Origin of the sequence: Ideonella paludis, from assembly GCF_018069865.1 — a bacterium.
In the GTDB taxonomy this organism is placed as follows: domain Bacteria; phylum Pseudomonadota; class Gammaproteobacteria; order Burkholderiales; family Burkholderiaceae_C; genus Ideonella; species Ideonella paludis.
In genome coordinates, this window is sequence record NZ_JAGQDG010000002.1 from 307866 (window position 1) to 334840 (window position 26975).

General features: G+C 63.8%; 22 protein-coding genes, 1 pseudogene and 2 riboswitches. Of the genes and pseudogenes, 9 read left to right on the top strand and 14 right to left on the bottom strand.

The window, feature by feature from the left end:
* Positions 1 to 11: 11 nt before the first annotated feature.
* From gcvP to KAK11_RS05915, 3 genes are all read left to right on the top strand, one after another.
* On the top strand, positions 12 to 2909 hold the full coding sequence (gene gcvP, locus KAK11_RS05905; RefSeq protein WP_210807211.1) for an aminomethyl-transferring glycine dehydrogenase: 2898 nt from the start codon (positions 12 to 14) through the stop codon (positions 2907 to 2909).
* An 8-nt stretch (positions 2910 to 2917) separates the two neighbouring features.
* Positions 2918 to 3012: riboswitch (glycine riboswitch) on the top strand.
* A gap of 161 nt (positions 3013 to 3173) precedes the next feature.
* Positions 3174 to 4448, top strand: a complete 1275-nt coding sequence (locus tag KAK11_RS05910; RefSeq protein ID WP_210807213.1) for a D-amino acid dehydrogenase — start codon at positions 3174 to 3176, stop codon at positions 4446 to 4448.
* A gap of 37 nt (positions 4449 to 4485) precedes the next feature.
* Positions 4486 to 5877, top strand: a complete 1392-nt coding sequence (locus tag KAK11_RS05915; RefSeq protein ID WP_210807215.1) for an L-serine ammonia-lyase — start codon at positions 4486 to 4488, stop codon at positions 5875 to 5877.
* Between the two features lie 51 nt (positions 5878 to 5928).
* Here KAK11_RS05915 and KAK11_RS22280 read toward each other — a convergent pair whose 3' ends face one another.
* Both KAK11_RS22280 and KAK11_RS05925 read right to left on the bottom strand, forming a co-directional pair.
* On the bottom strand, positions 5929 to 6414 hold the full coding sequence (locus tag KAK11_RS22280) for an Lcl C-terminal domain-containing protein (RefSeq protein WP_210807217.1): 486 nt from the start codon (positions 6412 to 6414) through the stop codon (positions 5929 to 5931).
* Between the two features lie 81 nt (positions 6415 to 6495).
* Positions 6496 to 8082: an Lcl C-terminal domain-containing protein gene (locus tag KAK11_RS05925; RefSeq protein WP_210807219.1), complete on the bottom strand. Its 1587-nt coding sequence runs from the start codon at positions 8080 to 8082 to the stop codon at positions 6496 to 6498.
* 244 nt (positions 8083 to 8326) lie between these two features.
* Between KAK11_RS05925 and KAK11_RS05930 the strand changes: the two are divergent.
* Positions 8327 to 8491: pseudogene (locus KAK11_RS05930) on the top strand (GNAT family N-acetyltransferase); the annotation flags it as partial.
* A 3-nt stretch (positions 8492 to 8494) separates the two neighbouring features.
* Here the strand turns inward: KAK11_RS05930 and KAK11_RS05935 are convergent.
* From KAK11_RS05935 to KAK11_RS05970, 8 genes are all read right to left on the bottom strand, one after another.
* Positions 8495 to 10003, bottom strand: coding sequence for a cobyric acid synthase (locus tag KAK11_RS05935; RefSeq protein ID WP_246498486.1), 1509 nt, complete (start codon positions 10001 to 10003; stop codon positions 8495 to 8497).
* Positions 10000 to 10914: a cobalamin-binding protein gene (locus KAK11_RS05940; protein ID WP_210807221.1), complete on the bottom strand. Its 915-nt coding sequence runs from the start codon at positions 10912 to 10914 to the stop codon at positions 10000 to 10002. The genes KAK11_RS05935 and KAK11_RS05940 overlap by 4 nt, the downstream gene beginning before the upstream one ends.
* 1 nt (position 10915) lies before the next feature.
* On the bottom strand, positions 10916 to 11524 hold the full coding sequence (cobO, locus tag KAK11_RS05945; protein WP_210807223.1) for a cob(I)yrinic acid a,c-diamide adenosyltransferase: 609 nt from the start codon (positions 11522 to 11524) through the stop codon (positions 10916 to 10918).
* 7 nt (positions 11525 to 11531) lie between these two features.
* The gene (locus tag KAK11_RS05950; protein WP_375140672.1) at positions 11532 to 12305 is read right to left on the bottom strand and encodes an ABC transporter ATP-binding protein; all 774 of its coding nucleotides are present in this window, start codon (positions 12303 to 12305) and stop codon (positions 11532 to 11534) included.
* 26 nt (positions 12306 to 12331) lie between these two features.
* Entirely contained in the window at positions 12332 to 13342 is a 1011-nt protein-coding gene (locus KAK11_RS05955) for a FecCD family ABC transporter permease (protein ID WP_210807227.1), read from the bottom strand.
* 113 nt (positions 13343 to 13455) lie between these two features.
* A complete protein-coding gene (locus tag KAK11_RS05960; RefSeq protein ID WP_210807229.1) occupies positions 13456 to 15384 on the bottom strand; it encodes a TonB-dependent receptor plug domain-containing protein in 1929 nt (642 codons plus the stop codon).
* Positions 15385 to 15465: 81 nt separating this feature from the next.
* A riboswitch (cobalamin riboswitch) is annotated at positions 15466 to 15706 on the bottom strand.
* Positions 15707 to 15811: 105 nt separating this feature from the next.
* A complete protein-coding gene (locus tag KAK11_RS05965; protein ID WP_210807231.1) occupies positions 15812 to 16786 on the bottom strand; it encodes a 2-dehydropantoate 2-reductase in 975 nt (324 codons plus the stop codon).
* A complete protein-coding gene (locus tag KAK11_RS05970) occupies positions 16783 to 17556 on the bottom strand; it encodes a sulfite exporter TauE/SafE family protein (protein WP_210807233.1) in 774 nt (257 codons plus the stop codon). The genes KAK11_RS05965 and KAK11_RS05970 overlap by 4 nt, the downstream gene beginning before the upstream one ends.
* 59 nt (positions 17557 to 17615) lie before the next feature.
* Here KAK11_RS05970 and arsC point away from each other — a divergent pair, with 59 nt between their 5' ends.
* Positions 17616 to 17966 carry an arsenate reductase (glutaredoxin) gene (arsC, locus tag KAK11_RS05975; protein WP_210807243.1) on the top strand — a complete coding sequence of 117 codons (351 nt, stop codon included), beginning with the start codon at positions 17616 to 17618 and terminating at the stop codon, positions 17964 to 17966.
* Between the two features lie 3 nt (positions 17967 to 17969).
* Here arsC and KAK11_RS05980 read toward each other — a convergent pair whose 3' ends face one another.
* Entirely contained in the window at positions 17970 to 18767 is a 798-nt protein-coding gene (locus KAK11_RS05980) for a CsgG/HfaB family protein (protein ID WP_210807245.1), read from the bottom strand.
* A 70-nt stretch (positions 18768 to 18837) separates the two neighbouring features.
* On the opposite strand from KAK11_RS05980, the gene KAK11_RS05985 reads away from it, so the two are divergent.
* Complete coding sequence (locus KAK11_RS05985) at positions 18838 to 19542, top strand: 3'-5' exonuclease (RefSeq protein ID WP_210807247.1); 705 nt, start codon at positions 18838 to 18840, stop codon at positions 19540 to 19542.
* Here KAK11_RS05985 and KAK11_RS05990 read toward each other — a convergent pair.
* Complete coding sequence (locus KAK11_RS05990; RefSeq protein WP_210807249.1) at positions 19511 to 23137, bottom strand: indolepyruvate ferredoxin oxidoreductase family protein; 3627 nt, start codon at positions 23135 to 23137, stop codon at positions 19511 to 19513. The genes KAK11_RS05985 and KAK11_RS05990 overlap by 32 nt on opposite strands.
* Positions 23138 to 23223: 86 nt before the next feature.
* Here KAK11_RS05990 and KAK11_RS05995 point away from each other — a divergent pair, with 86 nt between their 5' ends.
* Positions 23224 to 23748, top strand: coding sequence for an Lrp/AsnC family transcriptional regulator (locus KAK11_RS05995; protein ID WP_210807251.1), 525 nt, complete (start codon positions 23224 to 23226; stop codon positions 23746 to 23748).
* A 98-nt stretch (positions 23749 to 23846) separates the two neighbouring features.
* Positions 23847 to 25031, top strand: a complete 1185-nt coding sequence (locus KAK11_RS06000) for a S1C family serine protease (protein ID WP_210807253.1) — start codon at positions 23847 to 23849, stop codon at positions 25029 to 25031.
* 93 nt (positions 25032 to 25124) lie between these two features.
* On the opposite strand, the gene KAK11_RS06005 is transcribed toward KAK11_RS06000, so the two are convergent.
* Positions 25125 to 25475, bottom strand: coding sequence for an META domain-containing protein (locus KAK11_RS06005; protein ID WP_246498488.1), 351 nt, complete (start codon positions 25473 to 25475; stop codon positions 25125 to 25127).
* Positions 25476 to 25771: 296 nt separating this feature from the next.
* Here KAK11_RS06005 and KAK11_RS06010 point away from each other — a divergent pair, with 296 nt between their 5' ends.
* Positions 25772 to 26347, top strand: coding sequence for a DUF2242 domain-containing protein (locus KAK11_RS06010; RefSeq protein ID WP_210807257.1), 576 nt, complete (start codon positions 25772 to 25774; stop codon positions 26345 to 26347).
* Positions 26348 to 26351: 4 nt separating this feature from the next.
* On the opposite strand, the gene KAK11_RS06015 is transcribed toward KAK11_RS06010, so the two are convergent.
* Entirely contained in the window at positions 26352 to 26927 is a 576-nt protein-coding gene (locus KAK11_RS06015) for a TMEM165/GDT1 family protein (protein WP_210807259.1), read from the bottom strand.
* Positions 26928 to 26975 lie beyond the last annotated feature (48 nt).

The following is a 26975-nucleotide window of genomic DNA, read 5'->3' on the forward strand; positions in this document are numbered from 1 at the left end:
CTGCCCCTGCCATGACCACTGCCCTGTCGCCCTTGGCTCAGCTTGAGACCGCCCACGAATTCGTGGCTCGCCACATTGGCCCCTATGCTGATGACGAAGCCCAGATGCTGAGCATCATCGGCGCAGCCTCGCGCGAGGCGCTGATCAGCACCATCGTCCCCGAAGCCATCCGTCGCCCCGCACCCATGGATCTGCCCGCTGCGGTGGGCGAGGCCGAGGCGCTGGCCGAGTTGAAGGCGGTGGCCGCGCAGAACAAAGTGCTCAAGAGCTTCATTGGGCAGGGCTATTACGGCACGCACACGCCGGGCGTCATCCTGCGCAACATCCTGGAGAACCCGGCTTGGTACACGGCCTACACGCCCTACCAAGCCGAGATCTCGCAGGGCCGCATGGAAGCCCTGGTCAACTTCCAGACCATGATCTGCGACTTGACCGGCATGGCCATGGCCAACGCCAGCATGCTGGACGAAGCTACGGCCGCCGCCGAGGCCATGACCTTGGCCAAGCGCAGCGTCAAGTCCAAGAGCAACACCCTGATCGTGGCGGGCGACTGCCACCCGCAGACCATTGAGGTCATCCGCACCCGCGCCGAGCCGCTGGGCCTGGAGGTCAAGGTCGGCTTTGCGCCGCAACTGATGGCCGAGAACGACTACTTCGCCGTCATCTGCCAGTACCCCTCCACCACCGGCTTGGTGCACGACCTGAAGGAGCATGTAGAAGCCGCGCATGCCAAGGGCGCCGCCTTCATCGTCGCGGCCGACTTGCTGGCCCTGACCCTGCTGGTGCCCCCGGGTGAGTTTGGCGCCGACATCGTGCTGGGCAACACCCAGCGCTTTGGTGTGCCCATGGGCGCCGGTGGCCCGCATGCGGCCTACATGGCCTGCCGCGATGAGTACAAGCGCTCGCTGCCCGGCCGCTTGGTGGGCGTGAGCGTGGATGCCCATGGCAACCCCGCCTACCGCCTGGCTCTGCAAACCCGCGAGCAGCACATCCGCCGCGAGAAGGCTACCTCCAACATCTGTACCGCCCAGGTGCTGTTGGCCGTGATGGCCAGCATGTACGCGGTCTACCATGGCCCGGCCGGCCTGACCCGCATTGCCCAGCGCGTAGCCGCCTACACCGCCATCTTGGCCGCAGGCTTCAAGCAGATGGGCCTGAAGGTCGTGACACCCGTGGCCTTTGACACCCTGACGGTCGAGACGGCCGAGCGCACCGACGGTGTGCTGGCCCGCGCGCTGGCTGCAGGGGCCAACCTGCGACGTCTGTCGGCCACGCACCTGAGTGTGTCGCTGGACGAAACCACCACCCGTGCCGACCTGGAAGCCCTGTGGGCCTGGTTCGCCACCGACGGCGCCACCCTGCCCCGCGTGGCCGAGTTTGAGCAACACACCGAGAGCCTGATCCCCGCGCATCTGCGCCGCAGCAGCGCCTTCCTGACGCACCCGGTCTTCAACAGCCACCACTCTGAGACCGAGATGCTGCGCTACATCCGCAGCCTCTCTGACAAAGACTTGGCGCTGGACCGCAGCATGATCCCGCTGGGCTCTTGCACCATGAAGCTCAACGCCACCAGCGAGATGATCCCCATCACCTGGCCGGAGTTTGCGGCGGTACACCCCTTTGCACCAGCCGATCAGCTCAAGGGCTATGCCCTGCTCAACGAGCAACTCACCGCCTGGCTGTGCCAAGCCACGGGCTATGCCGGCATCAGCCTGCAGCCCAATGCCGGCTCGCAAGGTGAATATGCCGGCCTGCTGGCCATTCGCGGCTGGCATTTGTCGCGCGGCGATGCCCAGCGCACCGTCTGCCTGATCCCCGAAAGCGCCCACGGCACCAACCCGGCATCGGCTCAGATGGTGGGCATGCAAGTGGTGGTGGTGAAGTGCGACGCCAATGGCAGCGTGGACCTGAACGACCTGGAAGCCAAGTGCACCCAGCACGCCGACAAGCTGGCCGCCATCATGATCACCTACCCCTCGACCTACGGCGTGTTTGAGCCGCGGGTCAAAGAGCTGTGCGCCATGGTGCACCGCTTTGGCGGCCGGGTGTACGTGGACGGCGCCAATATGAACGCCTTGGTGGGCCTGGCCGCCCCTGGCGAGTTTGGCGGCGATGTGAGCCACCTCAACCTGCACAAGACCTTCTGCATCCCCCACGGCGGTGGCGGCCCCGGTGTGGGCCCCGTCTGCGTGGTGCAAGACTTGGTGCCCTTCTTGCCCGGCCATGTGGCCGCAGGCCAGCCGCGTGAAGGCGGCGTGGGTGCGGTGAGTGCAGCGCCTCTCGGCAATGCCGCCGTGCTGCCCATCAGCTGGATGTACATCCGCATGATGGGTGCTGAAGGCCTGAAGGCCGCCACCGAAGTGGCGATCTTGAGCGCCAACTATGTGGCGGCCCGCCTCAGCGGCCATTACGACATCCACTTCAGCGGCGGCCACAGCGGCATCAAGGGCGGTGGCGTGGCACACGAGTGCATCTTGGACCTGCGCCCGCTGAAGGACAGCAGCGGCATTGGCGCTGAAGACGTGGCCAAACGCCTGATCGACTATGGCTTCCATGCGCCCACGCTGAGCTTCCCGGTGGCCGGCACGCTGATGGTGGAGCCCACCGAGAGCGAGCCCAAGGCCGAGCTGGACCGCTTCTGCGACGCCATGATCGCCATCCGCGAAGAGATCGCCAAGGTCGAGCGCGGTGAGTGGCCGCGCGAAGACAACCCGCTGAAGAACGCCCCCCACACCGCCGCCAGCCTGATGGCTGCTGACTGGGCCCATGCTTACAGCCGCGAGCAAGCCGCCTACCCGGTGGCCAGCCTGCGCCAAGCCAAGTACTGGAGCCCTGTGGGGCGTGTGGACAACGTTTACGGCGACCGCAACCTCTTCTGCTCTTGTGTGCCTATGGCCGCTGCTGAATAATCCACTGTCGTCGCACATCGGGAGAGCCCCGCCCTGAAAAGGAGTGGGCGCCGAAGGAGCAACCGCCCCGGAAACTCTCAGGCAAAAGGACCGATCTGTGACCCGCACTCTGAAGAGCGGCCGGAACTCGTCATCCGGCCCCCCGCAGGAGCAAGCCTGAAGCGCCACGCTTGGGTGAATCTCTCAGGGTCCAAACAGAGGGGGCCTCGCCATCACACGGTGTGATGGTGGGTCTTCTTGTTTGACGCTCTTGAGGTGCACACCATGTCCCCTATCGCTTCGCGTTCTGCCCGCCACATCCTCGTTATCGGTGGCGGCATCACCGGCGTCACCAGTGCCTATGCCTTGGCCCGCCAAGGCCATCAGGTCACCCTGATTGAACAACACCGCTATGCCGGCATGGAAACCAGCCATGCCAATGGCGGCCAGCTCTCGGCCTCCAACGCCGAAACCTGGACCCACCCGTCCACCTTGCTCAAGGGCTTGAAGTGGATGTTCAAGCCCGACGCACCCTTGCTGGTCAACCCCAAGCCCAGCTGGCACAAGCTCTCTTGGTTTGCTGAGTTTGCAGCGGCCATTCCCAAGTACCGCGAGAACACCATCGCCACCGCGCGCTTGGCCATCGCCGCGCGCGAGCACCTGTTCGGCTGGGCCGAGGCCGAAGGCATTGACTTCGACCTGAAGAAGCAAGGCATCTTGCACATCTACCGCGACAAGGCGGGTTTTGAGCACGCGGCCAACGTCAGCAAGCTGCTGGCCGAAGGCGGCCTGCCCCGCCGTGCCGTGACGCCTGAAGAAATGCGTGCCATCGAGCCCACGCTGGCCGGTGATTACTACGGCGGCTTCTACACCGAGAGCGACAGCACCGGTGACATCCACAAGTACACCCATGGCCTGAGCCTCGCCTGCGCCAAGCATGGCGTGAGCCTGCGCACCGGCCAAGCGGTGAGCCGCGTGGCGAGCGACGGCCAGACCGCCCGCGTGACCTTGGCCAATGGCGAGGTTGTCACCGGCGACGCCGTGGTGGTGTGCGCCGGCGTGCACAGCCGCGCCATCGGGGCGCAACTGGGCGACCGCCTCAATGTTTACCCCGTCAAGGGCTACTCCATCACCGTGATGTTGAGTGACGAGCAAAGCCAAGCGGCCGCACCGCAAGTCAGCCTGCTGGACGACGAGACCAAGCTGGTCACCAGCCGCTTAGGCGTTGACCGCTTCCGCGTGGCGGGCACCGCAGAGTTCAATGGCTTTAACCGCGACATCCGCGCCGACCGCATCAAGCCCCTGGTGGACTGGGTCAACCAATGCTTCCCCGGCGTCAGCACCCGCCGCGTGGAGCCCTGGGCCGGCCTGCGGCCCATGATGCCGGACATGCTGCCCCGCGTCGGCCCCGGCCGCATGCCCAATGTGTTCTACAACACCGGCCACGGCCACTTGGGCTGGACCCTCTCGGCCATCACCGCCCACCAGTTGGCAGGGCATGTGGCGCAGTGGGAAGATGCGCACGCCAGGCCCTCACTCACACGGCCTGCGCTGGCCTGAACCTCGCGCACACACCACACATCCAGGAGAGACAAACATGGCGGTTTCGGTTTTTGACTTGTTCAAGATTGGCATCGGGCCTTCCAGCTCCCACACCGTGGGCCCGATGCGCGCCGCCCGCCTGTTTGGCCTGCGCCTGCAAAGCGCAGGGCAGCTCGGCAATGTCGCCCGTGTGCGCTGCTGGCTCTATGGCTCTTTGGGCGCCACCGGCAAAGGCCACGGCAGCGACAAGGCCGTGCTGCTGGGTCTGCTGGGTGAGGAGCCCGACCAAGTGGCTGTCGAGCGCATTGAGCCGCTGCTCGAAGAGATCCGATCCAGCGGCCACCTGGCCCTGATGGGCAGCCAGCGCGTGGCCTTCAAAGAGGCGGAAGACCTGCTCTTCATGCGCCGCGAGACCCTGCCCTTCCATGCCAACGGCATGCGCCTGGTGGCCTATGACGCGGCAGGCAGCGAGCTGGAAAACCGCACCTACTACTCGGTGGGCGGCGGCTTTGTGGTCAGCGACGAAGTGGCCGCCGATGGCAGCAAGCAAAAGGTCATCGCCCCCGACGCCACCGTGCTGCCCCTGCCCTTCAAAAGCGGCGATGAGCTGCTGCAAGTGTGTCAGCGCGAAGGCCTGTCCATCGCCCAGGTGATGCGCGCTAACGAGCGCCATTGGCGCACCGACGCAGAGATCGACGCCGGCCTGATGCGCATCTGGACGGTGATGCAAGCCTGCGTGACCCGCGGCTGCGCGACGGAAGGCATCCTGCCCGGCGGCTTCAAGGTCAAGCGCCGCGCACCCAGCCTCTACCGCAGCCTCACCAGCAACCCCGAACAAGCCCTGCGCGACCCGCTGCAGGTGATGGACTGGGTCAACCTCTATGCCCTGGCCGTGAACGAAGAAAACGCCGCCGGTGGCCGTGTGGTGACCGCCCCCACCAATGGCGCGGCAGGCATCATCCCCGCCGTGCTGCATTACTACAGCCGCTTCGTCTTTGGTTCCAGCAACCAAGGCGTAGCGGACTTCCTGCTCACCGCCGCCGCCATTGGCATCCTCTACAAAGAAAACGCCAGCATCTCTGGCGCCGAAGTCGGCTGCCAAGGTGAAGTGGGCGTGGCCTGCTCCATGGCCGCCGGTGCCCTGGCCGCCGTGCTGGGCGGCACGCCCGAGCAAGTCGAAAATGCCGCCGAGATCGGCATGGAACACCACCTGGGCCTGACCTGCGACCCCGTCGGCGGCCTGGTGCAGATTCCCTGCATCGAACGCAATGCGATTGCCTCCGTCAAAGCTATCAACGCCGCCCGCATGGCCCTGCGCGGCGACGGCACCCACCACGTCAGCCTCGACAAAGTCATCAAGACCATGCGCGACACGGGTGCGGACATGAAGACCAAGTACAAAGAAACGGCGCGCGGGGGGTTGGCGGTGAATATTGTGGAGTGCTGAACTCAGGCGCCTTTGGGGTTCACACCTCGCCCTAGCAGCACCGTGATTCTGTTACGGATTGGTGCGGACCAATTGGACGTAATAGCGATCTCGTCGGTTAGCTGGTGAAGCATCGCCAAACCAAAACGAGACCCGCCATGCACTCCCATTTCTAGCGAGGCTAGGCGTAGAAGACCAGAATTCATAACCCCTAATGCCCGGAAAAGCAGCTTTATCAATCGCCTCAACCGGACAACCACGATCAGCAATACTGGCCAGCTCCTTAACATTCGGCAAGCGCCATCCGCTTAGACCCGAAGCATACTTAAGTGCTTCTTCGTGCGTCATTTTTGGGTCGCCACCAACGCAAGACTGACCATTCCACTCATGCCCGACTTTGCATCGTGCCCAAACTAGTCCTGTTTGTTTATCCGTAACCTCTGCGCCATTTACTTGAAATCGTTGCTCTGTTGGCCAGGTCGGGCAACTGGCGTGCGCACAACTGCCAATCAGCAGAAATATAATCAGTGCACTTCGACAAATTGAAAGATCACTCATACTTCACATCATCCAAAATAATCATTATCATCTCAAATTCTTCGCAAAGCATCACTTTGCTACTCCAGTAATTCCTTCTTTTTATTGACCCGATCGAACCAATCGAACAGCACCGATTTTTTCATTCTTTAGATGATTAGCATACGGCACACCTTCATAGGTCAAGGTCCAAGCCATATCTAGATCCATAACAAAAACGGTTGAAGCCCAAAAACTTGTCGGCGAAAGGCCAAACCACTCATGATTAAAAACTGGACCAGGTTGAGCCAAGCTAAAGTCAACAAGATTATGAAGCTCCGCAATAGTTGGTAAACGCCAGTCATGAAATCCACACAATCCACTGGCATTTACTGCTGCAACTTTACTACTTGCGTCATCAAGGCGACCATCCCCAACATTACTATACCTGTTGGCAACTGATCTAAATCCACTACCTGTAGTACCTTCCCACATTAGACCAGTCACTTTATCAACAACACACTCATCTTTTCCATACCTGCCAAAAGTGCTGTAGCCCAACGGATTATTTGCGCCACGCATACCGTCTTGTTTTCCCTCACCCGACAGAGCTATGGCCTCAGGACTGCGACAGCTGACAAGCACATCACTACCCGCCTTAAAGCACTGCTCACCAGTTATTCCTGTATGGGGCAGCTTACCGGTTAGAAGAGGTGGAATCGGAAAATCAATGGTTACGGGCATTTGCCAACGGATCAAAGCCTGTCCATCGCGACTGCTCATCACCGCAGCTGCCAAATTACCATTGCTGACGACTCCTTCGACCTCGCAACTAAACACGCGCTCCGTGTCCGATGCTGAAGCTTGTTCAGCCACATTACTACAGCTTTCAATTACAACATCTAATTGCGGATCCAACAGCAAACCTGAGCCAATGACCTTAAGACTAACTGCCTCTCCGTTTCGGACTGATTTTTGACCGTAACCACCCGTGGTTGGCGATGACCATACGACTTCGGTGACATTACTTTCAATAGTTATTTCAGCAGCACCTTTCAATACGCCACCTTGACGAATTTCAATAGTACGCCGACCCATTATATAAAATGTGCAGCGAAACTCCAAAGTATCGCGCAAAACACGCAATGGTGGCTCACAACTCCCTCGACTATCATCTTTAGGGATAACTTCAAACCCGCCTTCCGCCAAATTTACATCCGTGTATCTAATAACTGTGGACGCTGCGCGTATTGCGCTCGTCGGCACTATATCCGGAAGGTTTACATTGATAACAAAAACATTCCCTCTCGCACCCACGAAGCCTTTATCATTAACGACTGCCGCGCTAAATCGATGCTCTCCCTCTGCCAGTGGAACGAATGGAATGAATTTCCATTGAAGGCCATCGACCGTAGCAAAAGGACTAAGTGGAATATCACCATCGAAAATTTGCAGCCTCTCCCCAGTCTTCAATTCTGAACTAAGTATTCCACTCAACTGTGGGGCGCTATCGCTGACGGCTCCGCCTGATGGTATCCAACCCACGTCAGAATTCACACCAGAAATATTAACCACTGGAGTGGATGGCGCGATATCACTTCCTCCCCCACAAGCGGACAAAAAACCTATAAAAAGGCCTACAAAAAGCCATCGGGCGGAAATTTCAACGGCAAGACCAAAATTGCCTTTAAAGCAGATTTCCCAGATCATCGATTCACCAATTTTTTAATAACTTTTCACTTAAGTCATCACTTTGATGCCTTAGTCAAAAACCATTCCCACACCAAGCTTTACACCAAAATATATTCGAGTCTATCATTTGTGGATTCAAAGTCCCCGCCGCCGAACATCAGCAAAAACACTCTTGCGACGTGCCTCGAAGGATGGCCTCATGATGCGCCTGCATCATTGCTGCGCGCACGCACCAACAGAGTACCGTTCTTCCGTCTATTGCGCCCTTCATCGATGCCTGCGATCCGACATCGCCGCCTATGCCCTGTTGGTGGATGCCAAAGACGATGCCGCAGCCGCCTTTTATTGGCACCACGGGTTCATCGCCTTGCCCAACTCGCCGCTGAGCCTGTTCCTGCCTTTAGCGACGGTGGCTCAGCTGGGCTGACTGTCAGTTGCCTTCAATCCAGGCGCCAAGCGCTTTCAGGTCCAATTGCCCCTCCACTTCATCCGCCAGCCGCTCCAAGCTCGCCTCGCGCAGCGCATTCAAATCCACCGCTTGCGCCCCCTGCCACCCGGCCCAGCGCAGCAGTGCGGCTTGCGCAGCAGGCTCGTCGAACAGGCCGTGAACGTAGCTGCCCAGAACTTGGCCGTCGGCTGAGCAAGCGCCGTCGGGCCGCAGGCTGCCGTCTGAGTCACGCAACACGGCTGAAGGTTGTTGCAAGGCGGGGCCGGCGCTGACGCCGAGGTGGATTTCATAACCTTGGAGTTGAGCCTCCTCGCCAGCCCACACACCGCAGAGTTGACCCTGCACTTGGCGGAGCTGCTTTTCAGCGGCCAAGGTGGTGTGCATGTCCAGCAGGCCCAGGCCCGCAGCGTGGCCGCCGCCTTCCAAACCGTGGGGGTCGCTGAGGCTTAGGCCCAGCATCTGGAAACCGCCGCACACCCCTAAGAGCTTGCCGCCATAGCGCAAGTGGCGCTGGATCGCCGCCTCGTGGCCCTGCTCGCGCAGCCAGCGCAGGTCGGCCTGCACGTTTTTGCTGCCCGGCAAGATCAGCAGGTCGCAGGGCGGGATGGGCTGACCGGGGCCGACCCAGGTCACGGCCAGCGCCGGGTTGGCGCGCAGCGCGTCCAGGTCGGTGTGGTTGCTGATGCGGGGATAGACCAGCACGGCCACGCGCAGGTGCGTGGCCTGGCCGCTGGCAGTTCGTTGGGTGGCGATGGCATCTTCGGCATCCAAGTGCAGGCCCATCAGATATCGCAGCACGCCCAGTGTTGGCTTGCCGGTGCGCTCGGTCAGCCAATCCACGCCGGGCATCAGCAGTGAGACATCGCCCCGAAAGCGGTTGATGACGAAGCCTTTGATCAGGTCTTGCTCTTCTGGGGCCAGGCAGTTGAGCGTGCCGGTGAGGTGGGCAAACACCCCGCCGCGGTCGATGTCGGCCACCAGCAGCACCGGCACTTGGTGCGGCAGCGCAAAACCCATATTGGCAATGTCGCGGTCGCGCAGGTTCACCTCAGCGGGGCTGCCCGCGCCTTCGACCAGCACCACGTCGTAGTCGCGGCGCAGGCGTTGCCAGCTTTCTCGCACAGCCTCGAAGGCAATCGTCTTGTACTCGTGATAAGCCCGCGCATCCATCTCATGGCGGGCCTGGCCGTGAATGATGATTTGCGCCCCGGTGTCAGAGCTGGGCTTGATCAGCACCGGGTTCATGTCCACCGTGGGGGCCACGCGCGCGGCCTGGGCTTGCAGGGCTTGGGCGCGGCCGATCTCGCCGCCGTCGGCGGTGACGGCGCTGTTGAGCGCCATGTTCTGTGGTTTGAAGGGCGCCACCCGCACGCCCTGGCGGGCCAGCACCCGGCATAGGCCCGCAACCAAGGTGGTTTTGCCGGCGTCGGAGGTACAGCCTTGCACCATCAAGGCGCCCTTCAGGCGCTGAGCGCGTTCCCGGCTCGTCATGGCGCTTGCTTCACCGGCTGGCCTTGGCGAACTAGCTCGAGGCCTTCACAGATGCGCCGCGCGCCCACCAGGATGCGCGGGCTGTGGCGGCTGATGTAGTCGCCATGCACCGCGATCACGGCTTGCTTGGCCAGGGGCGCAAAGTGTTTGAAGTGGCGCCACGGGGCCAGCGCTTCGTCCAGCTTGCCTTCGCCAGTGCTGGTGGCCAAGGCTTGCGGCAGGGCGGCCAGCACGGCCTCCACACTCACCTGCGGCACCAGCACGGGCTGTTGGCCAAACACATTGCGGCCGCCGCACAGGCGCAGCACATCGCCGATCACGTGCTGGTCATTCACCGTCAGCAAGGGCTGGTGCCAGATTTGATAGAACACGGCCACGGGCGGGCGCTGGCTGTAGCGGGCGCGCAAAGCCAGCAGCTCGGCCTCATAGGCCTGCGCGGCCTTGGTGGCGGTGCTGGCGGTGCCCATCAGCACACCCAGGCGGCGCAGGGTGTCGCCAATCTGCGCCAGGCTGTGGGGCTCGCTGTGGAACATGGGCAGCTTCAAGGCGCGCAAACGTTCCAATTGCGCCGCCGAGTTGCCGTGAGGCCAGATGACCAACAGGTCGGGCTGCAGGCTGGCAATGCGCTCCAAATCCAGCCCATGGGCGTCGCCCACGATGGGCACAGCTTTGGCGGCCTCGGGGTAGTCGCTATAGCGCATGGTGCCCACCAGTTGGGCGCCGCCGCCCGCCGCAAAGATCAGCTCCGTGGCATGCGGTGCAAAGCTGATGATGCGCTGGGCGGGCCGGGGCAGGCTGACGATGCGGCCGTCATCGTCGGTGGTGCTCACCGGCGCCTGCGCCAATACCCCTTGAGCCAAGGCCCACGCGCTCACGCCCAGCAGCCAATGCAAAGCTTTCTTCACGCCCATCTCAAAACTCCACGCCGGGCTGCGCCCGAATGCCTTGTTTGAAAGCGTGTTTGACCGCGCTCACCTCGCTGACCGTGTGGGCGGCGGCCACCAGCGCGTCGGGCGCCCCACGGCCCGTGACGACCACATGCTGCATGGCCGGGCGCGCGGCCAAGTCGGCCAGCACGGCGTCGGTGTCGAGGTAGCCTTTGTTGAGGACGATGTTCAGCTCATCCAGCAGCACCAGGCCCACATCAGCCCGCTGCAGCAAGCCCTGGGCAATGGCCCAGCCCTCTTGCGCCTTCTGAACATCGCGTTCGCGGTTCTGGGTTTCCCAGGTAAAGCCCTCGCCACAAACGTGATAACTCACCTCTTGCGGAAAGCGACGGAAAAAGCTCTCTTCACCCGTGGCGCGCGATCCCTTGATGAACTGCACCACGCCGACCTTCAGGCCATGGCCCAAGGCCCGCGCCACCATGCCAAAGCCAGAGCTGCTCTTGCCCTTGCCGGGGCCGGTGATGACCAGCAACACGCCGCAGTCCGTCTGCGCGGCCGCAATGCGGGCATCCACCGCCGCTTTGGTTTTGGCCATCAGGGTTTGATGGCGTTGGGCGTCTTCGGTTTGGCTCATGTTTCAGTTAGGTCGGTAACCACCAGCTTTGGCCTTGGGCCTCCAGGCGGGTCAAACGGTGGCCAAAGGCAGCGCTCAGCAAGGGTTCGGTCATCACCTCCGCCACGGGCCCGGCCAGAACTCGGCCGCTGCCTTGAATGAGCAATACATGGGTGGCGACACGCTGGGCTAGGCTCAGGTCGTGCACCGACATGACAACGCAGCGTTGGCGCCCTGTGACCTCTTGGGACAGCAAGCTCAGCATGCGCTGCTGCTGGGCCAAGTCCAGATGGGCCAACGGCTCGTCCAGCAGCAGCAAGGGCGGGTCTTGGGTCAGCACCGTGGCCAGGGCCACGCGCTGGCGTTCACCGCCGGAGAGTGTGGTCACATCGCGCTCGGCCAAGGCGCCCAGGCCCACGCGCTCCAACGCGGCCATGGCGATGGCGTGCTCCGAGACGCCTTCCCATTGCCAGCGCGAGAGATGCGGATGCCGCCCTTGCAAGACCACCTCCAGCACCGAGGCGCTGAAGGCGTCATGCACAGCTTGGGGCACGAGGCCCCGCCAGCAGGCTTGCTCGACCAAGGGCCAGTCTGCCAAGGGCTTGCCGCCCAGGTGGACCTCACCGGCCGTGGGCGGGCGGGCGCCGGCCAAGGTGTGCAGCAACTGCGTCTTGCCAGCGCCATTGGGGCCCAGCAAGCACCAGAACTGGCCCGGCTCAGCGCTCAGGTTCAGGCCCTGCACCAACATGCGTTGGGGGCGCAGGCCTGTAGCCCTGGACGCCGGGGGCACCGCCACCGTCAGGTTGCTTACCCGCAGCAGCGGCGCGCTCATCGGCTGGCTCCTTTGCGCAGCAGCACGATGAAGGTCGGTGCACCGACCAGCGCCGTGATCACGCCCACCGGCAACTGCAGCGGGGCCGCCACCGTGCGGGCCAAGGTGTCGGCCACCAACAAGAATGCGGCGCCCACCAGGGCACTGGCCGGCAGCAGCAAGCGCTGGTCATTGCCCAGCACCAAACGCAGGGCATGGGGCACCACCAGGCCGACAAAGCCGATGCTGCCAGCCGTGGCCACGGCCAACGCCGCAGCGGCCGAGGCAACGGCATAAATGAGGATGCGCAAGCGGCGCACCGGAACGCCCAGCATCTGGGCGGGGCCGGGGCCGCGCAGCAAGAGGTTCAGCTCTCGCCCAAAGGGCCACAGCAGCAACAGCAAGGCAAGTGGTGCAGCAAGGACCCAGCCTGGCACATCGGCCCCTGAAAGGTCACCCATCATCCAAAACAGCATGCCGCGCAGGCGCTCGTTGGGTGCCAAGCTCAGCAGCAGGCTGACACCTGCCATGGCCAGCGAGGACATCATCACCCCCGTCAGCAGCAAGCGGGGTGACGGGTCTTGGCTACTGATGGTCTCCAGCCGCCCCAGGTCATGGTGGGCCAGGCCAAACACCGTGACGATGACGATCAAGGCCCCCGCAAAGGCGCCCAGGTGCACCACGAGCACGCTGGCTCCGACGGCCAATGCGCTGAGGGCGCCCAGCGCTGCGCCGCCCGAAAGCCCCAGCACATAAGGGTCGGCCAGTGGGTTGCGCAGCAAGACCTGCATCAAGGCCCCCGCCAAGGCCAGCAAGGCGCCGGTGGCCATGGCCGCACCGGCGCGTGGCAGGCGCAGGCGGTGCAGCACATCGGCCTCCATGCTGCCGTCCGGGTTGAAAAGCCAGCCAGGGATGTGCGCCAGGGGCAGCTCCACACTGCCCGTGGCCAGCGACACCAACAAAGCCGCCAGCAGCACGCCGCTCAAGCTGAGCAGCGTGAGGGCATGGCGCAGAGGGCTGGCGTGCATGGAGGGTGACTCTATTCCGGTTCCAAATCAGCTGTGGCTAGGCGCGGTGCCGCAGGCAGTGCTGAGGCACGACAAGGTGCCGTAACGACGCCACGGTTGATTTGGGGACGGAATCACAGGGCAGGAGACCAGCGCAGGCCTAACATGACCGAGCGCGGTGCCGTGTTGTAGCCATTGGCCACCTGATAAACGCGGTTAAAGGCGTTGTCCAGGTTGAGGCTCAGCTTCAGGTCGCGCTGCAGCGCGTATTGCGCATCCAGGTTGACGATGGCATAGCCGGCCAGCGGGGTGGTGTTGCTGGCATTGTCATAGCGCTGGCCCGAGGCCTGCACGCCGCCCCCCACGGTGAAGGCGCCCAGCTTGGTTTGGGCACGCAGCGTGCCAAACAGCTTGCTGCGGCGAGCCAGCAACTTGCCGCTGTCCACGTCCTTGGGAGACTGGGCGTCGACACTGGCGCTCAACTGCCAATCCCCCAAGCCGTATTGGGCGTCTACATGCAGGCCTTGCAGGCGAGCGCGGGCTACGTTCTCATAGCAACCGAATTCGCTGCTGCAGGCACCGGCTTGACCAAACACGATCAATTCGGTGATGCGGTTGCGATAGGCCGTGGCCGTCACACTCAAGGCCTCTTGGCTGAAGCGCAGGCCCAACTCCAGGTTTTGGCCACGCTCGGGCTGCAGGGCGGCAACTCCTGGCTTGCTCAGGTCCGGCCCATAAACCGAGCCGCGTTGGTACAGGGTGGGTGCACGAAAAGCCGTGCCCACCGAACCCATCAGCCGCAGATTGGGGCTCACTGCATAGCCGACTGCGGCGGTGCCGGTGTTGGCCACACCAAACTCGGAGTCGTCATCGGCACGCACATGAAGCTGGGTTTGCAGCGCAGGTGTCCAGCGTGCGATGTGGCCCAGAGCCACACCGGTCTGAGTGCCGCTGCTGCTGGGGCCGCCGCGCAGGCCGGCGTTGTCCAGCCGGTTTTCACGATGCTCCACCAAGCCGTTGAGCTGATGCCCGCCCCCCAGTTGGTAGCTGCCGTTCAGGGCCAGGCTGCGAATGCGGGTCTCAGTTTGATAAACCGACGGTGTGGTCTCGTAGGCGTCACGGCCTTCACCCAGGCTCAGCTCGGTGCGCAGATCGCGGCTCCATTGCGCATCCCAGGCCAGGCGGGCTGCCGTGGTGTTGGTGATGGCATGGTCGTCGACCAAGGGCTTGCTGCGCGAGCCGTCGTACTGGCTATCAGTGCGGTTCTTCAAAGCCACCAAGGAGAGGCGATGGCCGCTGCTGACCTCCGCCCCCAAGCGCAGGCTGCCATTAGCGCGGCGGTAGCCATCGCGGTCCGGCACATACGAGAAGGTGCTCTTCTCATTGGTGGCATTGAAGCCACTGCTGCGCTCCACGCTGAGGCTGGCCGCATGGTCAAAAGTCTTGGTGCCACCGCGCACGGCCGCCTCAAGTTTGACCGTGCCTTGGCTGCCTGCGGCCAGGCCCACATCAGCCCTCAAAGGACCGTCGCTGCGGCGGGTAAAGACTTGGATCACGCCGCCAATGGCGTCAGAGCCGTAGACCGCGCTGGCCGGGCCTTTGAGCACTTCCACGCGCTCAATCTGTGCCAGGGGAATGGTGTTCCAAGCCGCGCCCCCCGTGGCTTGGCTGTCCACGCGCACGCCGTCGACCAACAGCACGGTGTGGCGGTTGTCCGCCCCGCGCAAAAACAGCGAGGTGGTGCTGGTGGGGCCGCCGGTGCGCGAGACCTCCACGCAGCCGGCGTTGACCAGCAAGTCGGCCAGGCCACCAAAGGCTTGGCGCTCGATCTCGGCACGCGTGATGACCGTGAAATCGGCCAGCACATCACCCAAGCGCTGCGGCATGCGGGTGGCGGTGACGACCACTTGGTCGAGTTGATTGGCGCTGGATTGGGCTTGGGCCGTGGTGGCAGCAGCCAGGGCGGCCACGGTCAACACAGACAGTGCAGACACTCGTGCGCAGGGCAAGGCCACGCGCGCAGCCATAGACGGGCGTGCCAGACGCAAAGAAGAAGACAACATGGGAGAACCAGACAGGACAAAACCCAGGCGCAAGCTTCCCCGCAAGCGCCTGTCAACGGCCCGGCTTGATGCAAACAAACAAGCTGGGCCACCCTGTTGGCCGGTATCCGGGCTGGCGGAGACGACCCGTGCAGTCTTCCCACCGCCCAAAGGCGCGCAGTGACCGTGTGCACGAGCGGGGGCTGAAAGAACAGCTCCGTCCGCTTACCGTTGCGGGGGCAGCTCAGGTGAGGTTTGTCTCGGTGAGACGCACCCTCCTGATTCCCGTTTACCCCAGCCGCCCCGAGTGGGCAGGCCAGGCACCAACGAGGTGAATGTTAGCACCCAGGGGCTTGCCAAGCGCTGACGCTGGCCACCTCAGGGTAGGGGCACCGGGGCATGGCCGCTCGCTGTGAGCGAGGCCAAGGTGATGCCAAGACCTCAGACTTCAGTACAAGCCGCGCTGCCGAGCAAACACGCGGGTCAGGCCCAGCAAGGCATTGATGAAGGGCGTGGGTTCGCCCAAGACTTGGCCTAGCTGCTGCACGGCCGTGACGATGGCGTCCAGCTCAATGCCGCGTCCGGCCTCCACGTCTTGCAGCATGGAGGTCTTGATCGCGCCCAGCTTCAGGGTCAAGGCATGGCGATCTTCCGGCGACTGTGCAATGGGGCAGCCCAAGCGCTCGCCAATGGCGGCCGCTTCGCGCATGGCCGCGCTGCAAAACTCGCGCAGCAGCGGGTCGGCCAGGATCTGGTCGGTCGTGGTGCCTGTCAGGGCCGAGACCGGGTTCATGGTCATATTGCCCCAGAGCTTGTACCAAACGTCTTGTTGGATGCGGGGTGATTCCGTCACCTCAAAGCCCGCGCCGCGCAGCGCCGCGGCCAGGCCACTCAAGCGCTCTGAAGTGCCCCCCAAAGGCTCCCCAATGATCAAGCCTTGGCCCAAGCGGTGCTGCACCAAGCCTGGCTCTGGGCAAGAGGCTGACGCGTGCACCACGCAGCCCAGGACATGCTTCAAGGCAATCGCTTCAGACAGGGCGCCACCGGGGTCTATGGCGGGCAGCTCCAGGCCCCGCAGCGCGGGCAGGCTCTCACCGAACCACCAAGGCACGCCATTGAGGGCAGGCAGCACCAGCGTGTCTGGCCCCAGGAGCGGCGCAATGTTCAAGGCCACGGCCGGCAAGGCGCCGCCTTTGACCGCCACCACCACCACATCTTGCGGGCCCAACTGCGCCGGGTCTTGCGCGGCCTGCACCGGCCCGCTGATCAAGCCGCTGGCCGACTGCACGCGAAAGCCGTGTTCCTGGAGGGCCGCCAACGTGGCCCCACGCGCCACTGCGCTGAGCTGGTGCTGGCCCGTGGCCGCCAAACGCGTGCCGATCAGCCCGCCGATGGCGCCGGCCCCATAAATGCAGATCTTCATGCAAAAGCCCTCCAGAAAAACACTAGGGACATGATCAGGCCCGTGGCAATGACCACCGCCCTCACCTGCCCCACCGCCATGCGTTTGGCCCAGCGCGCGCCCAGATAGCCCCCGATAGTCGCCACCACCGCCATGCCTAAGGCCTGTGGCCAGGCAATGGCCCCCGCCCAGGCAAAGGCCAGCACGGACAGCAGCGACAACACCAGGGAGTTGAGGTTCTTCAGGGCGTTGGCGGTGTGGATGTCGCGCTCCCCCGTCACCGTGTAGAGCGCCATCAGCAAGATACCCAGCCCGCCGTTGAAGTAGCCGCCATACACCGCCACAGCGCCCAGGCCCAGCCAGCGGGCCAAGCCCGCTGAAGAGGCTGGCGCTTGAGCGGCGGCCAAGTGCGCCTGGCGCCGGGCCAAGAGCTTGGGGCCTAGCGCGAACAGCAGTGTGGCGAACAACAACAGCCAGGGCACCACGGCAGAGAAGACCTTGGCCGGCGTCAGCAGCAGCAGCGCTGCGCCGGCCAAGCCGCCCGCCGCACACACCAGCCCTTCTTGCAGCAGGCGCGCACGCGGCAGCGCTGCCAGCTCCGCCTTGAAACCCAAGGCGCTGCCCAAGTAGCCCGGGCTGACTGCAAACGCGCTGGTGGCGTTGGCGGCGATCACCGGCACTCCGGTGAAGGCCAGCGCCGGAAAAGTCAAAAAGCTGCCGCCGCCCGCCATGGCATTGAGCACCCCAGCGCCCAGCGCCGCTGCGCCCAAGATCAAACTGTCAACGAGCATGTGGTCCTCATCATGGTGGGTGCATTCTCGCCGCTGTGCGTGGGCGAAAATCGGCGCCCATGAACATCACCATCTTTCACAACGCGCGCTGCAGCAACTCTCGCGGGGCGCTGGCCTTGATCCAAGACGCTGGGTTCACCCCCACAGTCATTGATTACCTGCAAAGCCCGCCGTCGGTGGACGAGCTCAAGGCCCTGGTGAAGGCCTGCGGCCTGCCCGTGCGCGAGCTGATGCGCAGCAAAGAGGCCGTCTACAGCGAGCTGAACCTGGGCGACGCCACCCTGAGCGAAGACGCTCTGATCGCGGCCATTCATGCCCACCCGGTGCTCTTGAATCGCCCGATTGTGGTGACGCCTAAGGGCACTCGCCTGTGCCGGCCGCCCGAGCTGGTGCGCGAGCTCTTGCCCTGAGGCTCAGCGAAGAGGTGTCAGCGGCGGCAGGGGCTTGGCGGCCAAGGTCCGCAACTGGGTCACCAATTGGTTATGCGCATCCAAGAATGCGGCGGCGATCACTTTGCCCTCATTGGTGTTGCTCCAGCCCAATCCCCCCAAGCCCCCGCCCGCCCCGACGGCCAAGCCGCCCAGGCCGAGGTCGGTGGTGCGGGCTGAACCCGTGGCCGACGCCAACTGCTCGGTGGATTCCACATCCGTGAGCAAGAGCACCACTTGAGCCTCTTTGAGCTTGACCTGCTCGGCGGCACCCGCCAACCCTTCCACGCCGGGAATCTTGGCCAAAATGCCGCCAAGCTGGCGCCCCGCATCTTGCTCAGAGAAGGTCAGGCTTGGGACCACGCTGTATTGGGCCATCAGGCCCAGGCCTTTGCGCACGGTTTCATCGGGCTTGAGGATGCCTCGGTCTTTCAACTCCTGCTCGCGCACCGTGGCCTTCAGGCCTGCATTGCGGTCCACGATGCGAAAGCAGCCGCTCTGCTGCATCAGCACCCGCACCAAGGGCAGCGGCGACGCCGGCAGGCCACTGTGGCCGATGCCCACATAGCCGCTGGGATTCTCCTCCAGCGCCACCACCGCCACGGGCGACTCGCAACGCTGCAAGGCCTTGGCCGCGTTTTGCGCGCCCGCCGTGCCCCCCGAGCCCGTCACCACCGAGCCGCCTTGGCCCAGCTCCACCCCGCCTTTGCCGCAGGCAGCCAACAGCAGTAGCGGCCCCAACACGCTGATCCAGGCTCCCAGCTTGCCTGCTTTGTCGCTCATCTCGTCCTTCCGTTGTTGCGCTTGGCTTGCGCAAAACTGTAGCAGGCAGCGGCGCTGCGAAAATGCAGCGATGCCACGCACCGACACCATCGCCGTCATTGACTTTGAAACCACGGGCATGGGCCCCGCCCAGGGCGCCCGCGCCACCGAGATTGCTGCCGTGCTGGTACGCGACGGCCAGATCGTCGACCGGTTTCAGAGCCTGATGAAAACGGACGCCTGGATCCCGCCCTTCATCGAGCAGCTTACCGGCATCAGCAACGCCATGATGCAGTCCGGCCCGCCGGCCGAGGACGTAATGCGTGAGCTCGACGGCTTCACCCGCGGCATCCCGATAGTGGCGCACAACGCCTCGTTCGACCGCGGTTTTTGGCTGGCCGAGCGTGCCCGCGCCGGGCTAGAGCCGGACCCCGCCCATGAGTTTGCCTGCACCGTGCTGCTGAGCCGCCGCCTCTACCCCGAGGCTCCCAGCCACAAACTGAGCGCCTTGGGCGAGTGGTGCGGCCTGAAACGCGACGGTCAGGCCCACCGGGCCATGTCGGATGCGGATGTGACGGCGCAACTGCTGATCCGCCTACAGCGCGACATCACTGAGCGCTTCGCCAAGCACATGGGCCCCCTGGCGGCTGACCATGCGCTTTTGAATGAGCTTCAAAAGGCCAACAAGGCGCACCTAGAGAAGTGCGTGGCGCAGCACATGGCCAAGCGCCAGGCGAAGCTGGCGCTAGAGCCCGCTGCAGACCTTATTTCGCAGCCACCACTTCAATGCCCTTGATCTGCCCCGCTTTGGCTGGCCCCTGCGGGCGCGGATAGCGCTGCGGGTTGAAGCGGTGCAGCAGCTCGGCCTCACGCGCCCGCGCCAGCGCCACATTGGCCAGCTTGACATGGCCAAAGCCGCGCATGCTTTGAGGCAATGCCGCCACTTGCACGGCCAGCGCATGGTTCTGCGCAGTCAGGTCTTGGGCCATGGCCACCAAGCGTTGCTCAAACTCGGTGATCAGGCTGCGCTCCATGCGCCGCTCTTCGGTCTTGCCGAAGATGTCCCACATGCTGCCCCGCAGGCGGCGCGCCTTGGCCAGCAGGCTTAAAGCTGGCATCAGCCAAGGGCCGAGACGCACTTTGCGTGGGGCCTCACCGCCTTTAGGCTTAGAGAGCAGCGGCGGCGCCATGTGGAACTCCAAGCGCAGGTCGCCTTCAAACTGATCAGCCAGTGCGCGGGCAAATTGGCCATCGGTGTAGAGCCGCGCGACTTCGTATTCGTCCTTGTAGCTCATCAGCTTGAGCAGGCTTTGGGCGGCGGCGCGCGTCAGCGCCATATCGCCTTGCGGCACCGCTTGGCGCTCGGCTTGGCCCAGGGCCTGGATGCTGCGCTCAAAGCGCTGTGCCCAGGCCTCGTCTTGCCAAGCGCTCAGGTGCGCCTCGGCGCGGGCCAGCAATGCCTCCAGCGGCTCATTTTGTAGGTTGATGGTCTGAGCCGCCGTCGCATGGCCGCGCAGCTGATTCAAGGCCTGGCCGTCGCCAGCGGCCAGCCGCCCCAGCGCAAAGGCCATCTTGTTGGCCTCCACGGCCACGCCATTGAGCTCAATCGCCCGCTGCAGCGCATTCAGGCTCAAGGGAATCAAGCCGCGCTGCCAGGCCAAGCCCATGGCCAAGATATTGGCGGTCACGGTGTCGCCCAAAAACTCTTCGGCCAGGGTTTGGGCATCGAAGGTGCTCACCTGGTCGGCCCCGGCCACAAAGCGCATCTTCTCCAGCATCTGGGCCACTCGCAGGTTGGCGTCGGGGTTCTTCAGCGACTCGGCCACCGGGATCTCATGCACATTGGCCAAGATCTGGGTGCGGCCATGGCGCACGGTTTGCAGTGCGTCGGCCGATGCGCCCACCACGATGTCGCAGGCCAAGATGGCATCGGCCTGTTGGGTGTCGATGCGCACTTGGTTGAGGCGGTCTGGCCGGTCGGCCAAGCGCACAAACGACAACACCGAGCCGCCCTTTTGCGCAAAGCCCATGAAGTCGAGGACCGAAGCCGACTTGCCTTCTAAGTGCGCGGCCATGGCGATGACCGCCCCGACCGTCACCACGCCGGTGCCGCCCACGCCGGTCACCAACAAATCGTAGGGACCCGTCCAGGTGTGCGTGCGGGGCTTGGGCAGTTGGCCGACCAGAGCCAAGAAGGCGGCTTTGTCTGACGCCAGCGCACCCGCCTTGCGGCGCAAGGTGCCGCCCGTCACACCGACAAAGCTGGGGCAAAAGCCCTTGGCGCAGGAGTAATCTTTGTTGCACGCCGTCTGGTCGATCTTGCGCTTGCGGCCCATGTCGGTTTCTTGGGGCAGCACGGCCACGCAATTGCTTTGCACGGTGCAGTCGCCGCAGCCTTCGCAGACTGCGTCGTTGATGAACAAGCGCTTGGGCGGGTCGACCATCTCCTTTTTCTTGCGCCGGCGGCGCTTCTCGGCCGCGCAGGTTTGCTCGTAGATCAGTACGGTCACGCCAGGCACTTCGCGCAGTTCGCGCTGCAGGCGGTCCAGCTCGGCCCGGTCATGGAACTCTGTGTCCGCCGGGAAGCGCCCCCGCTGGCTGTCGTACTTGGCGATGTCGTCCGACACCACCACCACCTTCTTCACGCCCTCACTCTCGACTTGGCGGGCGATGGCGTCCACGCTGATGACGCCGTCCACCGGCTGGCCGCCCGTCATGGCCACTGCGTCGTTGAACAAGATTTTGTAGGTCAACGTGGCCTTGGCCGCCACCGCCTGGCGGATGGCCAAATAGCCGGAGTGATAGTAGGTGCCGTCGCCCAGGTTTTGGAAGACATGCGGCACACGGGTGAACATGGAGTGCGAGACCCAGTCCACGCCCTCCCCGCCCATCTGGATCAGCCCGGCCGTGTCGCGGTCCATCCAATTGGCCATGAAGTGGCAGCCGATGCCCGCACGCGCCGACGAGCCCTCGGGCACCTTGGTGCTGGTGTTGTGCGGGCAGCCCGCGCAGAAGTAAGGCACGCGCTTGACGGCGTCCGCGGCATTGGAGAGCAGCTCGGGCGGGGTGAAATCGCGCACATGCTGCAGGTGGTTGCCCAAGCTGGCATTGCCCGGGAAGTGACGCTCAATCCAATGCGCCACGATCTCGATCAGACGCGAGGGGCGCAGCTCGCCCAAGGCCGAGATCAGAGGCACACCGCTTTCGTCGCGCTTGCCGACGATCACCGGGCGCTGCGCAGCAGGCGCGTTGTAGAACAGATCACGCAGTTGGGTCTCGACCACCGCGCCCTTTTCTTCGATCACCAGCACCTCCCTCAAGCCCTGCACAAAGGCTTGCAGGCGGGTCGTCTCCAAGGGATAGGCCAAGCCCACTTTGTAGAGGCGCACGCCGGCTTCGGCCAGCATCTCGGGGCTGATCTCCAGACGGCGCAGCACCTCCATCAGATCGAAGTGGGCCTTGCCGCAGGTGATGATGCCGACTTGGGCTTGTGGGCTCGCGATGACCTCGCGGTCCACGCTGTTGACTTTGGCAAACGCGGCCACGGCCGCCAGCTTGTCGGCCAAGCGACGCTCAATGTTCAGCGAGGGAAAGTCGGGCCAGCGGTAATGCAGGCCATCGGCCGGTGCGTGGTGGCCGGTGCGCTCGCGCACGGTGTCGGCATCAGCCCAGTGGGCCATACGGGCCTGGATCGCGTCCAGGTCCACGGTGGAGCCGCTCTCCACCACTTCGGAGAGCGCGGCCATGCCCACCCAGGCCCCGCTGTAGCGCGAGAGCTCGTAGCCATAGAGCCCAAACTCCAGGTACTCGGCCACGCAAGCCGGCTGCAGCACAGGCATGCTCCAAGCCATGAAGGCCTGGTCGCTTTGGTGCGGCATGGAGGACGACACGCAGCCGTGGTCATCGCCCGCCACCACCAACACCCCGCCCTTGGGCGAGGAGCCATAGGCATTGCCATGCTTCAAGGCATCTCCCGCGCGGTCCACGCCCGGGCCTTTGCCGTACCACATGCCAAAGACGGCATCTACGGTGCGCTCGGGGTCGCTCTCCACCCGCTGCGTGCCCAGCACTTGGGTCGCGCCCAGCTCTTCGTTGATGGCGGGCACGAAGCGCAGGCCCACGTCCTCAAAGCGCTTGCCAGCCTTCCAGATGGCCTGGTCCACCATGCCCAGGGGTGAACCCCGATAACCGCTGATGAAGCCCGCCGTGTTCCAGCCCCGGGCGGCGTCGCGCTGGCGCTGCATCACCAACAGGCGCACCAAGGCCTGGGTGCCCGTCATGAAGATGGCGCCACGCTCAGCCCACAGGCTGTCTGAGAGTTGGTAGTCGGGGCGGACGATCTCAGGGGCGGCGGGAGTGGCGGGCGCAGCGGCCAAGGTGGTGTTGCTCATGGCGCAGGATTGTGGTTCTATGCGCCGAGGAATTCATTCTTGAATACACTGGTGAAACCCCAACTCTGAAGAACATGGTTCTCCAAATGAGCGATTCAGAAGTTGAATTCACTCTCGACAGCTATAGCCTCAAAATTCTGGCTGAGCTGCAACGCGACTCCCGCCAAACGGTGCAGCAGATCTCCGACGCCGTGGGGCTCTCCGCCACACCCTGCTGGAAGCGCATCAAAGACATGGAGGCTGCGGGCGTCATCACCGGCTACACCGCCTTGGTGGACCGCGAGAAGGTGGGCCTCAACCTGGCCGTGGTGGTCGAGGCCAACTTGAGCGAGCACACCGAAGCCCTGGTGCGCCGCTTTGAAGACGCCGTGGCAGCCAGCCCGCAGATCGTGCGCTGCCTCTCCACCACCGGCCAAGCCGACTACATCATGACGGTGCTGGTGCGCGACATCAAACACTACGAACAACTGCTGCACGACACCATCTTCAAGCTGCCTGGCGTCACCCACGTGCGCAGCAGCATCGTGCTGCGGGAAATCAAGTCGGAAGTGCGTCTCCCGGTGACGGGGCCGGTAGGTGCCAGTCCAGGCGGACGCCGGCGAAAGAGTTGACCCACCGACCCGGCGTTCTACTGCTTGAAGTTTGCGCCCTTGACCCCAACTTCCAGCTCTATGCCCTGGCGCCGCCACCCTGTCTGACCGCTTAGACCATGGACACAACACCTCTGCCCGATGATGCTCGCTCACTGCCCCCAAGCGCATCGACCAGCGCGGGCTTAGACCCCCGCGCTCTGCCGCGAAGGCCTGGGCGTGCTTGGCGCGTTCTGGGGGGGGGCACGCTGGCCGTTGCAACCGTCGCCGCCAGCCTGCTCGCCTGGCCCGTGCTGTCACGCGACGGCACCGCCGGACAGCCGCGCAGCGTCACGCCACGCGGGCCGCTGCTGCCGGCCGAGCAGCAAGTCGTCGATTTGTTCACCACGGCTTCGCCCTCGGTGGCCTACATCACCACCGAGGTGGTCACGGCGGACATCTGGATGCGGGCCGAGGTGCAGCAGTCGGCGGGCACAGGCTTTGTGTGGGACAACCTGGGCCATGTGGTGACCAACAGCCATGTGGTGGATGGCGCGCGGCGGGTGTTTGTGCAGTTGGATGCCGGCGCGCCCATTGAGGCCACGCTGGTGGGCCGCTCACCCGAGTACGACTTGGCGGTGGTGCGGTTGACGCGTTTCCCTAAAGACATTCGCCCCCTGCCCTTGGGCCAAAGCAAAGACCTGCGGATCGGCCAATCGGTGTATGCCATTGGCAACCCTTTTGGCTTGCAACGCACGCTGACCAACGGCATTGTGAGTGCGCTGGACCGAGAGCTGCCCACCACGCGCTACCGCGAGGTCTCGGGTGTGATCCAAACCGACGCAGCCATCAACCCCGGCAACTCGGGCGGGCCGCTGCTGGACAGCGCGGGGCGGCTGGTCGGTGTGAACACCGCCATTCGCTCCAACTCAGGTAGTTCGGCCGGGGTGGGTTTTGCGATCCCGGCCGACCTGGTGAACCGCATCGTGCCCTCGCTGATTGCGCGGGGCCGCGCGCCCCTGCCGGGGATCGGCATCACGCCGGTGCGGCCTGAATTGGTGGCTCGCGCTGGCCTGAGCGGCATTGTGGTGGCAGAGGTGGAGCGCGGCTCACCCGCAGCGGACGCGGGCCTGGTGCCCCTGAATCGCCGCAACGGCGAGCTGGGCGACATCATCGTGGCGGTCAATGGCCGCGCCGTCGACAGCCTTTCCGGCTTTGTGGCGGAGCTGGACAAAGCAGGCATCGACAACCAGGCTGAATTGACCGTGCGGCGAGGCGAGCGAGAACGCAAGGTCAAGGTGCGGGTGATCGACTTGGTCCGATGAAGACACCGCCTTGCGGGCTGCCACGCTGGAATGGTGATACGCAGCGAAGCGCAGGCGACCAGCGCTTGCTCCTGCCGCTGGTGAGTGCCCCTCTCAGCGCAGCAACACGCTCTTCAACTTCAGCACGACCACACCCTTGGCATCCAACAAGGTCAAATCGTCGCCCTCAACATGCTGACTCCTCACCTGCTGAAGTTGAGTAAAGATTTGCTGCTCTTGCTTGTCCAAGGCGGGGTCCAAGCAGGCCATGCGCGTGCTGGCCAGAGGCCCGAACTTCAGCGAGGCGCCTGCGTGCTCAAAGCTGCCCATCAGCCGGTTACACCCGGCGCTCCCACTGACCTGCTTCTCGCTCGCGGCGAAGTTCAGATGAGGCTCATGGTTCCGATCCGACACCAGCACTTTGCTGCCGCGTACCTCCATGACCTTCCAGTAGGTGCCGCTCAAAGGGCGATGCTCCTTCGCGCCACTCGCTGCAACGGTCACACCCGAAGAGCCCGGGGCCGCTTGAGGGGACGCCATGCAAAGCGCTGCAGTGCCCGCCAAAGTGAGCCAAATGGCCAAATGCCACAGCCTTTTGCGGCTGGCTTGAAGGTGTTCGCGGTGAGCTTGCAAGCGGTCCATATCTGTCCTTTCGTGACCGATGCACAACGTATCACCACCGCGTGCGGTCTACAGGCGACAAGGTGTCGCCAACCCTCCTCACCTGTAGATAATGCACGGATCACGCCTCTTTTGACTTCATGGTGACCACTTCTCGTTCTTCAGGGCTGCCTCGGGCCGTTCGCTGCGCGCTGGTGCTGTTGGGCACAGCGCTGCTCGGGGGCTGCCCCTCGCTGCCGCATAAGGAGCCACCGCGGGTCTATCAGAACGAGAACTTTCAAGCCGACGAAACCTTTTCTCGGCTGTTTGACGCCCCCGCGGCCAACACCTGCGAGGCCGCTCGCCGCGCGCTGCTCAGCCAAGGCTATGTGTTGGCCATGACCAAGCCCGACGCGCTGCAAGCCACGAAGAACTTTCAGCCTGAGGGCTCGGTGCACGTGCAGATCAGCTTCAACGTGATGTGCTTGCCCGAAGGCCGAGCTGGGCAGATCTCGACGGCCTATGTGAATGCCATTCAAGACCGGTACACGGTCAAGAAGAGTTCCAACTCAGCCAGCCTGGGCGTCAGTGCCATCGGTTCACTGTCCATCCCTCTGTCCTCCAATGAAGAGTCACTCATCAAGGTCGGCAGCGAGACCATCCCGGCCGGCCCTTTTTATGACCGCTTCTTTGTGCTGATGGGGCGCTATCTGCGAGAGCAGTCTCAGATCGAGTGATCGATCAAAACAGGCGCCCCACGTTCAGCAGGGTGAGGATGCCCAGCACCGCAAAAATGCCGGCAGCGATGGCGTGCACCAAGGTCATGGAGACCTTTTTCGCGACGGCATCGCCCAAGAACACGGCAGGCACATTGGCCAGCATCATGCCCAAGGTGGTGCCCATCACCACGGCCACCAACTCACCCGTGTAGCGCGCAGCCAAGGCCACGGTGGCGATTTGGGTTTTGTCGCCCATCTCGGCCAGGAAGAAGGCTACGACGGTGGTGCCGAAGACGCCGAAGCGCTGGGTGCCGCTGGTTTCTTCCTCGTCGAGTTTGTCGGGGATCAGCATCCAGGCTGCCATGGCCAAGAAACCCAGGCCGATGACCCAGCGCAGCACATTAGGCCCCAAGGCCTGCGCCACCCAACCGCCCACCGCACCCGCAGCGGCATGGTTGAGCACGGTGGCGACAAAAATGCCCAGGATGATGGGCGCAGGCTTGCGGAATCGTGCAGCCAGCATCAGGGCCAGCAACTGGGTTTTGTCACCCATTTCGCCCAGGGCGACGATACCGGTGGAGAAGAGGAATGCTTCCATGGTGTGAGAACACTAAGGGCCGGACAAACGCAATGACCACAGCGCACT